Source organism: Levilactobacillus sp. HBUAS70063 (assembly GCF_038374745.1).
In the GTDB taxonomy this organism is placed as follows: Bacteria; Bacillota; Bacilli; order Lactobacillales; family Lactobacillaceae; genus Levilactobacillus.
In genome coordinates this window covers 47058-62144 of record NZ_JBANSM010000007.1, presented here as the reverse complement: position 1 = coordinate 62144, position 15087 = coordinate 47058, and the positions used below count along the sequence as shown (strand labels likewise).

The following is a 15087-nucleotide window of genomic DNA, read 5'->3' as shown; positions in this document are numbered from 1 at the left end:
CATATTTTTCCGTCACCTAAGGTTCAATGATGTTGGCCACGGCGGCCTCGATCGCCGGAATCAGCGGACTGTCGGCGTTGATGCCCGTCTGATCGAAGCGGTCTTGCCACCAGCTGCGGCGAATTGTTTGGACCTGGTCCACGACGGCTTTGCCTGCGGGGGTGAGCGTCAGGAGTTGGGTCTTGCCGCTACCGGCCGTTTTAGTCAGATAGCCGAGGCCCAGAATCTTATTGACCTCGCGGGTGGTCAGTCCCTTGTCGATTACCAAAGTTTTGGCAACCTGATTTTGACTGACGGCGGGGTGTTCGTGCACGGTGAGGAGGACACAGGCCGCCGTGGGATTTAATCCCAGATTCGCGAAGGCCTTGCGCGTGTCCTTATAATATTTTCGATGCAAGATGGAAATGTCTTGCGCCAAGTAACCTAGATCTTTCATGGCTCATTCAGTTCCTTTCCCCGAAATGTTCTGTGTTGACAAAACAACTTAGGGCAATTATGATAGATCTAAGTTGACTTGTCAACACAACTAAAAAAATAAAAGGCGGGGTTAACGGTGAAAGATACGAAGACGGGTGCACAAGCACTGATTCAAAGCATGATTAATCAAGGTATTAAATATGTTTTTGGTATTCCAGGAGCCAAGGTCGACCAACTATTTGAGGGGATTCAGTATAGCAAGGATCCACGGACGCCAAAGCTAATCATTACGCGTCACGAACAGAACGCAGCTTTAATTGCGTCCGGGATTGGTCGTCTGACCGGCAAGCCCGGCGTGGTAGCGACCACGTCTGGTCCTGGCGTCTCCAATCTGACCACGAGCCTGATTACGGCGACGGCCGAAGGGGACCCGGTGGTGGCCTTGGGTGGCCAAGTACCCCAAGACGACATCGGCCGGTTAACCCACCAGAGTATTCCCAGCAAGGAACTGTTGAGCTCGGCCACGAAGTCTAGCGTGGAAGTGCAAAACGCCAACAGTCTTTCCGAAGCCTTCGCCAATGCCTATCAGACGGCCGTGGCGCCTAAGGCCGGGGCAACCTTCATTTCCTTACCGCAAAACGTGTTGAACGGGACCGTTGACCGGCCAGAAATCAAGGCCGTGCCGAGCGTGGACCAAGGGGTGGCGGACGCCGCAACCGTGGATGCCATCGTGGAAAAGATTCAACACGCCAAGTTGCCCGTGATCTTAGCTGGGATGCGGGCTTCCGCCAGTGACGTCACGAGTGCCATTCGCGAATTACTCCAGCACGCCGCAATTCCCGTGGTGGAAACGTTCCAAGGGGCCGGTGTGGTTTCGCGCGACCTCGTCTCCAACTACTTTGGCCGGGTCGGACTCTTCCGCAACCAGGTCGGCGATAATCTTTTAAAGCAAAGCGATCTGGTCATCACGGTCGGCTACGATCCCGTGGAATATGAAGCGCGGATCTGGAATGCCGATCGGACCGGCGACGTCATCAGCCTAGATAGCGTGGTGCCCGAACTCACCACGGATTATCAACCCGAGATGGTCGTTCACGCCGACATCGCCAAGACGCTTCGGGCCATGGTCCAAAAGCTACCGGCTAACTGGGCGCTCGCCAAGAACGTGCAGGCCGAGCTCGATAAGTCCGCGAAGGCCCTGACCGAACAGGCCGTAGCTCCGGCCGCCGATGACCAACACGGGATTCACCCGCTGGCCATCATCCAAGCCTTACAGAATAAAGTGAATGACGAAACCACGGTGACCGTGGACGTCGGTAGTTTCTACATCTGGATGGCCCGGTACTTCCGGAGCTACCAACCGCGGCACCTGCTCTTCAGTAACGGGATGCAGACGCTGGGCGTGGCCTTCCCGTGGGCGATTGCCGCGGCGTTGGAACGGCCCGGCCAACCGATCGTTTCCGTCTCCGGTGATGGGGGCTTCCTTTTCTCCAGCCAGGAATTAGAAACGGCGGTCCGGTTGAAACTCCCAATCGTCCATTTAATCTGGGACGATGGCGCCTACGATATGGTTAAATTCCAAGAAGTTGCCAAATACGGTCATGAGGCCGGGGTCAGCTTCGGTCCCGTGGACTACGTGAAGTACGCCGAAAGTTTTGGGGCTAAAGGGTTACGAGTCGACTACGCGGCTGACTTAGCCAGCGTCTTAGACCAAGCCTTCCAGACCGAGGGACCTGTGATCGTTCAGATTCCGGTTGACTATCGGGACAATTTAAAACTAAAATCATTATTGTTGAAAGATGTTTTAAGCTAAAGGGAGTAATGATATGAACGAAACAGTACTGTATCAACACGGAACCTTGGCCCTGCTGGTTCCGGGACTCTTAACCGGGACGTTGACCATGAAGAAATTGCTGCAGCACGGCGATACCGGGATTGGGACCGGTGAGGGCTTGGACGGCGAGCTGATTATCTTAGACGGCAAGCCTTATCAGGTTAACAGTCGTGGCGAGGTCAACGTGGTTTCGGACGACTTTAAGTTGCCCTTCGCCAACAGCCACTTTGCGGCGTACCGGCCATTGATGACCGTGGAGAACGCCACGCAGGAGGAACTTCACGACCAAGTGCTGGGGCTGACGCACGACAACAATACGTTCTTCTCCATTCTGGTCAAGGGGACCTTTACGGACGTGAAGACCCGTGCCGTGGCGAAGTCGGAACGGCCCTTCAAGTCGTTGGCGGAAACGGCCAAGAACCAGAGCGTCTTTAATCGTAAGGAAGTGGCGGGAACCTTATTGGGCTACTACTCACCACAACTTTTCGATGGCGCCGCGGTGGGAGGCTATCACGACCACTTCCTAGCGGATGGTCACGACTTTGGCGGCCACCTCTTGGAATTTGGCACGGTCACCGGGGATGTTCAGGTTCAGACGTTCTCGACGCTGGAACAACACCTACCGACCGACAACGCCGAATACCGGAACCATGATTTTACGAAGGATGACATTACCGGCGTGATTCACCAAGCCGAATAAAACGATTAAGCTTCAATTCAAAAGCACCCTGTCAATCAGAAATGATTGGCGGGGTGCTTTGTTGTGGGCTATGGGTCAAGGTTCGCGGCTAAAGGGATTCCTAACCATCAACACCCTGCAGAATGAAGATAAGCTGCAGGGTGTTGATGTAAAAAAATAAATTGACTGGGTTAACTGGCGCTGAAAGTCAGCGTATTTTGTGAACGGTAAGGTGGCCAGTACAGCTTACCAGTCAGGATTATTCCGACCGTAGTGCCGTGGCGGCATCCTTCTTGGCGGCCATCCGGGCTGGGATGTGGCCCCCAATCATGGTCAGGACGGTACTGATGATAATCAGGATAATCCCGTGGACGGGGTTCAGGTGAGCCACGTTACCCAAGTCGGTAATGTTCTTTAGAACCACGTTGATCGGGAACGTCAGGAGCCAGGCGATAATCACACCCAGGACCCCGGAGCCGACCCCGAGAATAAAGGTTTCGGCATCGAACACGCGGGTAATATCTTTCTTCCGGGCCCCCAAGGCCTTCAGAATCCCAATTTCCTTGGTCCGTTCGAGGACGGACGTGTAGGTGATGATGGCGATCATGATCATACTCGTGACCAGTGAAATTCCGGCGAAGGCCACCAGCACGTAGGTAATCGCGCTCATCAGGCCACCGGTCAGGTCGGAAACCGTGCCGGCCATGTCGGTGTAGATGACCTTGTCAGCCTTGCTCTTGCCGTGGTTGTATTTGTCCAGGTACTTAAGCACCTTGTCCTTGTTCTTAAAGGTGTTCGGGTAGATTAAGATGCCAGACGGTGTGGTCGAGCCACCGAGGTAACTGACCAGGCTGGTTTTGGTATCCGAGTTAACCGATTGGCCAGTCATCACATTGCTGTCGGACTTCTTTTGGGCCTTCACAATATCGGAATTTTTGTTGGCCTTGATGATGTTTTGGGTCAACTTGTCGCTGTAGATAATTCCAGAAGACAGGACGTTTTCCGAGGATTTGGACTTGACCCGTAGAATTCCGGCAATCCGAATCGTGGTGTTGTTCTTGTTGTTGTACAGGCTGTTGGTGGCCTTGTTTGGCACGTAATTGCCGGTAGGCAGGCTCTGGTAGTAGTCGTTGTTGTTGACGACCTTCAGCTTGGTGCCGACAATCTTGTTGTAGTCTAACTTCTGATTGTTCTTGACGTCAAAGTTCAGGTTCTTCAGGGCGTTAATATTGGTGGAGTTGTCCCGGTCGACCAATAGAATCACATCGTTGGCGCTCTTAGGATAGCTACCGGCCAACACCTTGTAGTGCTTCTTCAAGAAGTTGGTGCCGCCATCGCTGGCACTCGGGTAGACGGACCCGCCGACCCCCGTGGAGCTGGCCATCGCCGCGGACATGGCACTGCCGCTGTTGTTACTGCTACTGTCCGTGTTGGAGAAGGAGACGGTCTTGGTCTTGCCGTTGGTCTGCCGCAGGAGGTTCATCCCCGTGGCGTAGGTGTAGGTGATATTCTTACTTAAATCGTGGTTAATGTTTTTAACATATTTTAAGTAACCTTTGGTAATCTTGTTCTGGTGAACCGATTTATCGGCATCACTAATCTTGGCCACAACTTTCTTGGACTTGGTGGTCTTCTTATCATTCTGCGGCCCGGTCGTGTTGGTATCCTGTGCCGTCTGCGAAATGGTAATCGGGAACTGCGCCAAGGTGTTGGACTGGGTCTTGTTGATCTGGGTCTGGAACCCATTGGATAGGGCCAAGACCACGGCAATCCCAATGATCCCGATACTGGAGGCAAAGGCCGTTAAAGCGGTCCGCCCCTTCTTCGTCCGAATGTTGTTAAAGGAAAGCTTCAGCGCCGTCCAGAAGGTCATCTTGGTCTTCTTTAACTTGAATTGAGCGGCGTCGGTGTGCCCATCGTAAGGGTTGGAGTCGTGCTGAATCTGCCCATCGGCGAATTCGATGATTCGGTCGGCGTATTCGTGGGCCAGGTCGGGGTTATGCGTAACCATGATGACCAAGCGTTCGGCCGACAGCTCCTTGATTAGCTGCATGATTTCTTCGCTGGTGGCGGTGTCCAGGGCACCGGTGGGTTCGTCACACAGGAGAATTTCGGGCTCGTTAGCAATCGCCCGGGCAATGGCTACCCGTTGAAGTTGCCCCCCGGACAATTGATTAGGCTTCTTGTTGATGTGGTCGGTCAGGCCCACGCGGTCGAGGGCCTTGAGTGCCTTTTCTTTCTTCTCGGCATTGGGCACGCCACTCAGGGTCATTCCCATTTCCACGTTATCAAGGATGCTCAGGTGACTGATAATGTTATAGCTTTGGAAGATGAAGCCCACGGAGTTGTTCCGGTAGGCGTCCCAGTCGGCGGCGGAGTAGTCCTTGGTCGAGCGGCCTTCGATGGCCAGGTCACCGGAGTCGTAAATATCCAGACCACCGATGCCGTTCAATAGGGTCGTCTTCCCGGAACCACTGGGCCCCAAGATGGCCACGAATTCTTGGGAACGAAATGCAACGGAAACGTCATCGAGGGCCTTCGTCACGGAGTCTCCCACGTAGTAGTATTTCTTGATATGTTTGAGTTCCAGCATGTAAAATAATCCTTCCATTTTTTGAATTCGGCTGTTGTTCACGGTGCTTTTCTGATAAACTAGACATTAATGCAACACCGTGTCTTACATGATAAAAATAAATGACGTGATTAGCAAGCGCCAATGTAAGCAGAACTGTTGTGAAAGCGACAGTTTCTGGGATAATGTTGCGAAAATCGCAACGGCGACCGGTTGTCGCGGCCAATCGGTGGGGTTACGCCCATCACTTGCCGAACCCAGCGCAGTTGCGTGACGGCAACGCGGTTCAGTTAGAAAATATGACTGAAGATGTGGCGACTCATCCTGACTGGGTTTAACTTTACAGGAAAATGCGGTAAATCGCACGTAAAGTCGCTTATAATTAATCTGTTAAGTGGCCGTGGTCCGCGCGTTGCCACGGATTAAATCTTATAGGAGTGAAAGCTATGGTTGGTGTGAAAAATAATCGGCGAGCACGGTATACGCAACGCGTGATTCAGGAGACCGTGCTCTCATTGTTAGAGAGTAAACCGATTAACGCCATTTCGGTAACCGAGGTTTGTGCGCAGGCGGATGTGAATCGAACGACCTTCTACCGCTACTACACGGACGTTTATGACTGTGTAGAAAGCATCGAGAAAGCCTTTGTCCGGTCGTTGCACCCCTTGGAGGGGGCCACACCCAGTCAGGCGTTAGAACATCTGTTGACGGCCTTTTACGAGGATAAGAAACTCAGTAATCTGGTCTTCGTGGAGGGTAAGACGCAGCTCCTGGATCGGATGCAGGAGCTCCTGGCCCGCACCAAGCCGCAGCCCCCGCTGATTCCCGATTACCAGGGCGTCTACATCGGCGCCGGTCTGCAGAATATTTTGAAAAAATGGGTGAAGGACGGCATGCCCGAAACACCCCATAAGTTGACGCAAATCATCATCGACACCATTCTAGCGCGGAACCTTGATGACCTTCGAGACGAGGTCTTATAGTGGGCTAATATTACATTTTAGCCAGAATGCTGGGAAAGTATTGTCTTTTCGGCTGGCATTATTTATCATGGTATCTGACTGTATGGAATTAAATGGAAGATTATTAAGTGAGGATAGCTTCATAATGAAAAAAATGATAATTCACGGCGGCCATCGCCTTTCTGGAGAAGTGACGATTGGTGGCGCCAAAAACAGCACAGTGGCTTTAATTCCGGCAGCGATTCTCGCTGATACGCCGGTCCGTTTTGATATGGTACCGGATATCCTTGACGTGCACAATTTAATGTTAATTCTAAAATCAATGAACGTGCATTCCACCTTTGAAGACGGGGTCCTAACGATTGACCCCACCGAGATTGTTGAAGCACCGCTACCTAGTAAGGCCATCAAGAGCTTACGGGCATCGTACTATTTTATGGGGTCCTTGTTGGGGCGGTTCCAACGGGCCACGCTAAGTTTCCCGGGTGGCGATAACATTGGTCCGCGGCCGATTGACCAACACATCAAAGCGTTTGAGGCGTTGGGGGCCACGGTGGAAGAACACGAGGGCACCGTGCGTATTACGACCGGTCCCGAGGGCCTGCACGGCGCACGAATCTTCTTAGATATGGTCTCCGTGGGGGCCACCATCAATTCGATTCTGGCCGCGGTAAAGGCCGTGGGAACCACGGTGATTGAAAATGCCGCGAAGGAACCGGAAATCATCGATGTGGCGACGTTTTTGAACAACATGGGCGCCCACATTCGCGGTGCCGGCACCGACGTCATTCGAATCGAAGGGGTACCCACGTTGCGGGCGATGAACACCCACACGATTATTCCCGATCGGATTGAGGCCGGGACTTATTTGTCCATGGCCGCCGCAATCGGTGACGGAATCGTCATTAAAAACGTGATTCCCGAACATCTGGAGGCCTTCACCGCCAAGATGATCGAGATGGGCGTGCCGTTAGAGATTAACGAAGACAGCATCTACGTGCCGCGCTCGGAGAACCTAAAGCCGATTCGGATCAAGACCATGCCGTTCCCCGGCTTTGCGACGGACTTGCAGCAACCGCTGACGCCGCTGCTGTTCCGCGCGAACGGGAGTAGCGTGGTCATCGACACCATTTATCCCAAACGCATCAAGCACATCGCCGAATTACGGAAGATGGGCGCTAACATTCGCTCGGAAGACGACATGATTGTGGTCGATCCGAGTGATGACTTGATTGGTAGCCAGGTTCAGGCCGGCGAGATTCGTGCCGGTGCCGCGCTGGTGATTACGGGGTTAATGGCCGATGGCGATACCGAGATTGAAGAAGCCGATAACATTCTACGCGGCTATGACCGCATCGTTGATAAGTTGACGGCGCTCAACGCCGACGTGGAGATTGTGAGTAAGGAAAGTTTGGTAGAAAACGGCCAAGATTAATCGTTGCTCACAAGTTATTTTCATGGTATAATTCAACGGTTGACGATAAAATCAATCTCTGGCCCAGTAAATGGACCAGGGCAAAGGAGCGTAATACATTATGAAGCAAGGAATTCATCCAGATTACCGCGAAGTTGTGTTCCAAGACTCAAGTACTGGCTTCCAGTTCTTGTCTGGTTCAACGGCAACTTCTGACGAAACGGTTGAATGGGAAGATGGCAACACTTACCCATTAATCCGTGTCGAAATTTCTTCGGACTCACACCCATTCTACACGGGTAAGCAAAAGTTTACTCAAGCCGATGGTGCTGTGGACAAGTTCAACAAGAAATACGGTTTGGCAAACGACTAATTATAATAAATATGATTTGTCGCCGGTGGCAGTTTTTGACTGTTACCGGTTTTTTTGTAGAGGAATCACGGCGAAATGAGGGGCAAATAGCGAAAGCCCACAGCGTGTGGTTTTGAGAAAAGAAAGGAACTTAAGATGAAAGTGGTCATCGTGGGGAGCACGCACGCGGGAACCCAAGCCGCGTTGAAAATTTTACGGGATCATCCGGAGACGGCCGTGACGATTTACGAACGCCAGCGCACGGTGTCCTTCTTGTCGTCGGGCATTTCCCTCTTTCTAGACGGACAGGTTAAGCGGCTTGAGGAGATGTTTTACACCTCACCGGACGAGCTGACGCGGCTCGGGGCCACGGTTAAGACCCAGCATAACGTGCTCCGCATTGACGCGGACAAGCGGCGGGTGGCGGCCGTGGACATGACCACGGGGCGCGTCACTACGGAAACCTACGATAAGCTCATCATGGCGACCGGATCGACCGTTAACGTGCCGCCGATTCGGGGCATCGAGGGCGACCGAGTCCTCCTGTGCAAGGACTACGAGCAGGCTAAGCGGATTTATCAGGTCGCCAAGGACCATCACCGCATCACGATTGTGGGTGGGGGCTACATCGGGACCGAGCTGGCCGAAAGCTATGCTCGGACCGGCCACGCCGTTCGTCTGATTCAGTCGCAGGATCAGTTGCTGGATAACTATGTCGATGCGAATCTGTCGGCCGCTGTGGTGGACCTTTTGACCCAACACGGCGTTGAGGTGGTCCTGAACAGGCGAGTCGTCGAATTTGAGGAGCAGGCCGCGACCTTGGCGATTAAGACGGCTACGACCACCTACCACGCGGACTTTGCCATTGTCTGCACCGGATTCGTGCCCAACACGCGACTGCTGCGCGGGCAGGTCGAGATGGACCGGCACGGGGCGATTCTGATTGACGACTATCTCCAAACCTCGGACCCTAACATCTTGGCCTGCGGGGATGCCAGTGTGGTTTACTTTAATCCCATTGGGCGGACGGCTTATGCGCCGCTGGCCAGCAGTGCGGTGCGTCAGGGAATTCTGGCCGGCACCAACGTCTTCGGGCGGATGCAACGTTACCTGGGGACCCAGGCGACCTCGGCCATCGCGTTATTCGGGCACACGCTGGCCTCGACGGGATTGACCCTGCGCCAAGCACAAACGATTCAGAAACCGGCCGCCAGTGTCACCTATCGCGGCAATTGGCGACCAACGTACATGCCACGGACGGATGTCCTGACGATTAATCTGGTCTACAGTCAGATTGACCGGCGGATCTTGGGCGCTCAGCTCTTCAGCAAGCACGAGGTGGCCCAGTCGGCCAATGCCGTGTCGTTGGCCATTCAGAATCGTAATACCATCGATGACTTGGCCTTCGTGGACCTGCTCTTCAACCCCAACTTTGATGCGCCCTTTAACTATCTGAATCTGGTCGCGCAGCTGGCGGTCGCCCAGGAGGCCCGCCGGGGAAACGATCATCCCCGGCTCACGACACCTGCGGAATAGCGGGCTGGGGTCGTCGAAGTTAGGTGCATGGGCGGCAGTTGTCCGGGTGAGAAAAATAACGGAATGGCGACTAACTGAATGATCAGTCATCGCCTAAAAGCAACGATGGCGTGAAGCGTGAGGCGATGCGCCTGACGCTTTTTTCGTACAGAAATGGGCCAGGTTTCACCAGATTCTAGAAATATGGACGATTCGTTGTCTTTTGCTTTGACAATTTCGGTTAATTGGTGGACAATACATTGTCAGAACTAAAAGTTACGCCTTAATAACGACTAAATTGTCGTGGGGTGGGATAGCTGAAGGGCACATCCCTTTCTTACCCAAATAATCCAATCATTGGATGAATGTCCCGGTGATAACGTGACACTATCATTGGGTCGTGGCAATGGGGTGGTCGGCTAGCGGGCCGCGCCCTGACCATTTGTGTGGCATCAGATTATTTTAGACTACAAGGGGGAACTATTAAATGAAGGTCATCATCGTCGGCAGTACGCATGCGGGAACCAACGCCGCTATTCAAATCTTAAAGGACCATCCCGAAACGGACGTGACCATCTATGAACGGCACACGAACGTTTCGTTTCTGTCGACCGGGATTTCGTTATTTCTAGATGGACAGGTCAAACATCTCGAGGACATGTTCTATTCATCGCCGGAAGAACTCACGCGGCTAGGGGCCAACGTCCTGACGCGGCACAACGTAATTAAGATCGATTCCGCTCAGAAGACGGTCGATGTGGTCGACATGGACTCCGGCGACCTGACCACGGACCACTATGACAAGCTGATCATGGCCACGGGGTCCACGGTCAACGTTCCCCCGATCTTCGGGATTGACGAGGACATGGTGCTCCTGTGCAAGAATTACGAGCAGGCCAAGGCGGTTTACCAGGCAGCCAAGGATCACAACCGCATTGCCATCATTGGGGGTGGCTATATCGGGACGGAACTGGCCGAAAGCTATGCCCGGACCGGCCACGACGTCCTGTTGATTCAGTCGCAAGACATTCTGTTGGATCACTACGTTGACCAGAATCTCTCGGACAAGGTCGTCGATATTCTCCGGCAACAGGGCGTGGAAGTCGTCCTCAACAACCGGGTGACCGCCTTTGCCCAGGACGAGAAGGGTCTCGTGATTGAAACGCTTAACGGCGACTATCGCGCGGACGTGGCCATCGTCAGCACCGGCTTCGTGCCGAACACGGCGTTACTGCGCGGTCAGGTTAAAATGGACCGGCACGGCGCCATCATTATCAACGACTACATCGAATCCTCGAATCCCGACATCTTTGCCTGCGGGGATGCCAGCGTGGTGAACTTCAATCCGACCGGTCAACCGGCCTACACGCCACTGGCGACCAACGCGGTGCGGCAGGGGATGCTGGCCGGCATCAACGTCTTCGGTCACATTCAACGCTATCTGGGGACCCAGGCGACCTCGGCCATTAACATCTTCGGCCGGACGCTGGCCTCGTCGGGACTGACGCTTCGGCACGCCGCGTCTGCTGGCTTGAACGCCGACAGCGTGACCTTTGAGGGTACTTGGCGGCCGACGTACATGCCGACCACGGACCGCCTGCTGATTAATCTGGTCTATGACCGCGATGACCGGCGGGTGCTGGGCGCTCAGCTCTTTAGTAAACACGAGGTGGCCCAATCGGCTAACGCCGTGTCGATTGCCATTCAGAACCGCAACACGATCGATGACTTGGCCTTCGTCGACATGCTGTTTAACCCGAATTTCGATGATACCTTTAATTTCTTGAATCTGGCGGCGCAACTGGCCGTGGCCCAGGAGGCTAAACGTGGCCATAATCAGCCACGAGTCACGGCGGGGATCGACCCGGACGATTAGGGTGATTACGCGTCATTCTTATAGAGACGAAGCATCAGAGCCTGGGACAAAACCTCCCAGGCTTATTTGCGTCACCTTTACATAGCTGAAACGTGCGCCAAAAGACAGCCGGTTCCGCTTAAAATTGCTAACCAGACAATCCAAGCCCGGGGTTATTCGGTTAGCAGCCTTAATGCTCGCCGGCTAATCGCCTTTTGTCCCACTCTCTTTTTCGGGAACTGCAGGTTCGGTTGAAATGACGCTGGAAACTGACGGGGCGGAGCGGTTTAACTTTGTTTTTATGCTAAAGTGGGGTAGAATTTCAGTCAGAGACAAGTGTGGGGGGGAGTGAACGTAGATTATGGCAGAACGGAAACCTAAGCAGCCCAAACACCGGTGGCGGTGGTTCGGGACCACGATTTTTGTCATCTTAATCATTATCTCGTTGGGCTTAATCTTTAATGAGCAGATCAAGAACTGGTTGATTGCTTCTTATCAACCGCAGATCTCCAAGAAGTCCGTGCAGAAAAACGAGAAGAAAAAGGCGTCCTACGACTTCAGTAAGGTGAAGTCGCTGGACTTCTCGACGGTGGCCAATGCCCGTTGGAACACGGCCAACATCCACGTGGTCGGTGAGATTTATATGCCGCAGTCGAAGATTCACCTGCCCATCGCCAAGGGCGTCAGCAATGACGTACTGGCGCTGACGGCGGGAACCATGCGGCCGGACCAGAAGATGGGCCAGGGAAATTATCCGCTGGCGGGGCATCACATGACCTCGCAGACGATTCTCTTCAGCCCGTTGTACTGGAAGACGCGGGTGGGCCAGAAGATCTATCTGACCAATGCCAAGCAGGTCTTCGTCTATACGGTCAGCGTCCGGAAATTCATTCCGGCGACGGACGTTCAGGTGGTCGATCAGACCAAGCGCAAGCTGGTGACGTTGATTACCTGTGACGCTACCGGGGCCAATCGGTTGATGATTCGTGGTAAATTCGATAAGCAAATGGCTTACAAGGATGCGCCGCTCGCGGTCCAGAAGGGCTTCCACAGCGGGTTTAACAACAAAAAATAAAGAAAAAACGACATTTTTTGCGTAAAAACAAAAAATGTTATTTTTTTTAAAATTTTTTTGCTTGTGAAATTTTAAAAGTTATTTTATGGGGGTGACTATTAAAAGCGTTGAGAAATAAAGCGCTTTCAAAGTTGGTTTAGCAAATCAACCAAAACGGGGGTGAGCAAACACCCTATAAACAAGATGGCTAAAATTGCCGAAAATGGTGGACGTAAACTAAAATCAAAAGGTGTTCATGAACCATTTCGGGGGCGAAAATGCTGATATATAGGCATTTCTCACTCGCTATCAAACACCCTATAAACCTAACAATAGGCTATTAATTGGTTTTCACAAAAACCGTTCTCCCCACAGATAATTAATTGTGGACAAAGCCGAAAAAGCGTGCTATTATAACTTATGTAATCAGATGAGTTCATCAGATGATTCAACGAAGCGCCTCTACTTGGGGCAAAGTTGAAATAGAGACGTGGATTTGGATAAAGATTTTAGAAGAGTAAATGACTAAATAAAAGTTGAGGGAGATAAATATCATGACTAAAAAAACTTTACAATTAATTGCAACGCTTGCACTTGCTGCTGGATTTGGTTTCACAACGGTTACGGCCAATGCGGCTGATTCGACTGACAATCAAACGACAACTGCTACGGTTGGTTTGACTGCCGGGACCACCGACCCTACTGGCCCTCACTCAGGTGCTGTTCGGTTAGTTGCCGCTCCTGACCTGGTCTTCGGTGATAAAACGGATGGCACGACAATTACGGGTGCTTCTCAGACGATCAACGCCACTTCAATTACGACGAATGCCAGTTCTTCTAATAACACTGCAACTGGTAATGACAAAGTTGTCATTGAAGATGGTGATGTGGCCGTTGTTAACCCTGGGACTACCGATGCTTGGAAGGTGGACGTTAAGGCTGACAATTTTGTTAAGACCGGCGATACTTCAACGACGCTGTTAGGTGCTCAAATTCACTTCAACGGTGACGTTGCGACTAACAATGATGATGTTAATGTTAAACCAGCGGTTGCTGCTTCACCTACAGCCATTGCCGGTGGCGAAGCAGTCACGATTCTCTCAGCCACTAATGGGAATGGTGCTGGGACTTGGATGAACCGGTTGACTAAAGATACTAATTTGACTATTGCGGGTGGTAACGTGGCTGGATCCTACACCTCTAACTTGACTTGGACGATTAGCAACACGCCTGAGACGACGGCTTAATTCAACCGAATAGGAACTTTAACAAGTAGCGACATTACCTTAAATATTAAATTCAGAATGCGGTAGCGACAGCTACCGCATTCTTTGTTACAATGAAGAAAACGGTTCACAAAACATGATGGAGGCTGGGTAAATCATGAAACGTTGGTTGAGGATTTTAGTAACGTTAGGGACGTTGCTGGTGACATTTGGTTGGCTACAAGCGACCAAGACGGCGCACGCGGAAAGCGTTGGTTATTCGGTTAGCACGATTACGCCGAAGAATCAGGACGATAAGCAAGTGACGTATTTCGCTTTGCGCGTAAAGCCAAATCAACAACAAAAGTTAACGATTGTGATTCATAACTCGAGTAAGTCGGCGAAAAAATTCCAAGTGGGCGTTAATCAAGCGATGACCAATACGAATGGGGTCATCGACTACAGCCAGGCTAATCCCAAGCTGGATAGTTCGCTGAAGGTGGGGATCAAGGACGTCTTTGGCAAGAACAATACGCAAAAAGTAACGGTTAAGGCGAAGAGTGCCAAGAAGGTTTCCCTGAGCTATAAGATGCCGGCTAAGAAAATCGATGGGATGATCTTAGGTGGGATTTACGTTAAGGAATTAAAGACGAACAAGGCTAGCAGCAAGAAGAACGGTGTGACCATCAGTAACGCCTTTGCCTACGTTGTGGGAGTTCGTCTGCGGGAGAGCGGCATTGACGTTGCCCCCGACATGCGGCTCCACACGGTTAAAGCCGGGCAAATTAACGGTTTGAACCAGATCCAAGCCAACCTCCAAAACCCACGTCCGGGTCTGATGAAGGCCTTAAAGATTGAGTCGAAGGTCACGAAGCAGGGCAGTTCCAAGTCCGTTCTGACCCAGACTAAGGAAAACATGGCGATGGCGCCAAACACCAACTTTAATTATTCCATTCCGTGGGGGGATACCCAATTGAAGGCCGGCGATTACACGTTAACGCTGGATGCCTATGCTAAGGGTGGTTACCACTGGCACTTCGTCAAGAACTTTACGATTACCCAAAAGGATATCAATTCCCTGAAGAACCGGATCAACACGCCGCAGAAGAATTACTTCTGGTGGTTCGTGGCCGGTGGGATTATCATCGTGCTGTTATTGGCCATCATTATCTATCTGTTAATGAAGAACAGAAAGAAAGACGATGACGACACCGAGACGACCGAATAA

Annotated in this window: 13 protein-coding genes; 11 read left to right on the top strand and 2 right to left on the bottom strand. The window is 52.1% G+C overall.

What is annotated here, in order from left to right; all coding sequences use genetic code 11:
* Positions 1-16: 16 nt before the first annotated feature.
* Positions 17-436 (bottom strand): MarR family winged helix-turn-helix transcriptional regulator, encoded by a 420-nt coding sequence (locus V8I28_RS11000; protein ID WP_341780147.1) that lies wholly within the window; start codon positions 434-436, stop codon positions 17-19.
* A gap of 117 nt (positions 437-553) precedes the next feature.
* On the opposite strand from V8I28_RS11000, the gene alsS reads away from it, so the two are divergent.
* Both alsS and budA read left to right on the top strand, forming a co-directional pair.
* Entirely contained in the window at positions 554-2230 is a 1677-nt protein-coding gene (gene alsS, locus V8I28_RS10995) for an acetolactate synthase AlsS (RefSeq protein WP_341780146.1), read from the top strand.
* Positions 2231-2243: 13 nt separating this feature from the next.
* On the top strand, positions 2244-2951 hold the full coding sequence (gene budA / locus V8I28_RS10990) for an acetolactate decarboxylase (RefSeq protein WP_341780145.1): 708 nt from the start codon (positions 2244-2246) through the stop codon (positions 2949-2951).
* A gap of 238 nt (positions 2952-3189) precedes the next feature.
* On the opposite strand, the gene V8I28_RS10985 is transcribed toward budA, so the two are convergent.
* A complete protein-coding gene (locus tag V8I28_RS10985) occupies positions 3190-5523 on the bottom strand; it encodes an ABC transporter ATP-binding protein/permease (RefSeq protein ID WP_341780239.1) in 2334 nt (777 codons plus the stop codon).
* Between the two features lie 164 nt (positions 5524-5687).
* Between V8I28_RS10985 and V8I28_RS10980 the strand changes: the two genes are divergently transcribed.
* From V8I28_RS10980 to V8I28_RS10940, 9 genes are all read left to right on the top strand, one after another.
* Entirely contained in the window at positions 5688-5840 is a 153-nt protein-coding gene (locus V8I28_RS10980) for a hypothetical protein (RefSeq protein WP_341780144.1), read from the top strand.
* A gap of 108 nt (positions 5841-5948) precedes the next feature.
* Entirely contained in the window at positions 5949-6485 is a 537-nt protein-coding gene (locus tag V8I28_RS10975) for a TetR/AcrR family transcriptional regulator (RefSeq protein ID WP_341780143.1), read from the top strand.
* 124 nt (positions 6486-6609) lie between these two features.
* On the top strand, positions 6610-7899 hold the full coding sequence (locus V8I28_RS10970; RefSeq protein WP_341780142.1) for a UDP-N-acetylglucosamine 1-carboxyvinyltransferase: 1290 nt from the start codon (positions 6610-6612) through the stop codon (positions 7897-7899).
* 100 nt (positions 7900-7999) lie between these two features.
* Positions 8000-8251: a type B 50S ribosomal protein L31 gene (locus tag V8I28_RS10965; RefSeq protein WP_341780141.1), complete on the top strand. Its 252-nt coding sequence runs from the start codon at positions 8000-8002 to the stop codon at positions 8249-8251.
* Between the two features lie 135 nt (positions 8252-8386).
* Positions 8387-9766 (top strand): FAD-dependent oxidoreductase, encoded by a 1380-nt coding sequence (locus tag V8I28_RS10960; protein ID WP_341780140.1) that lies wholly within the window; start codon positions 8387-8389, stop codon positions 9764-9766.
* Between the two features lie 466 nt (positions 9767-10232).
* Entirely contained in the window at positions 10233-11621 is a 1389-nt protein-coding gene (locus tag V8I28_RS10955) for an FAD-dependent oxidoreductase (RefSeq protein WP_341780139.1), read from the top strand.
* A gap of 340 nt (positions 11622-11961) precedes the next feature.
* Positions 11962-12675: a class A sortase gene (locus V8I28_RS10950; protein WP_341780138.1), complete on the top strand. Its 714-nt coding sequence runs from the start codon at positions 11962-11964 to the stop codon at positions 12673-12675.
* A gap of 533 nt (positions 12676-13208) precedes the next feature.
* Positions 13209-13901: a WxL domain-containing protein gene (locus V8I28_RS10945; RefSeq protein ID WP_341780137.1), complete on the top strand. Its 693-nt coding sequence runs from the start codon at positions 13209-13211 to the stop codon at positions 13899-13901.
* A 136-nt stretch (positions 13902-14037) separates the two neighbouring features.
* Positions 14038-15087: a DUF916 and DUF3324 domain-containing protein gene (locus tag V8I28_RS10940; RefSeq protein WP_341780136.1), complete on the top strand. Its 1050-nt coding sequence runs from the start codon at positions 14038-14040 to the stop codon at positions 15085-15087.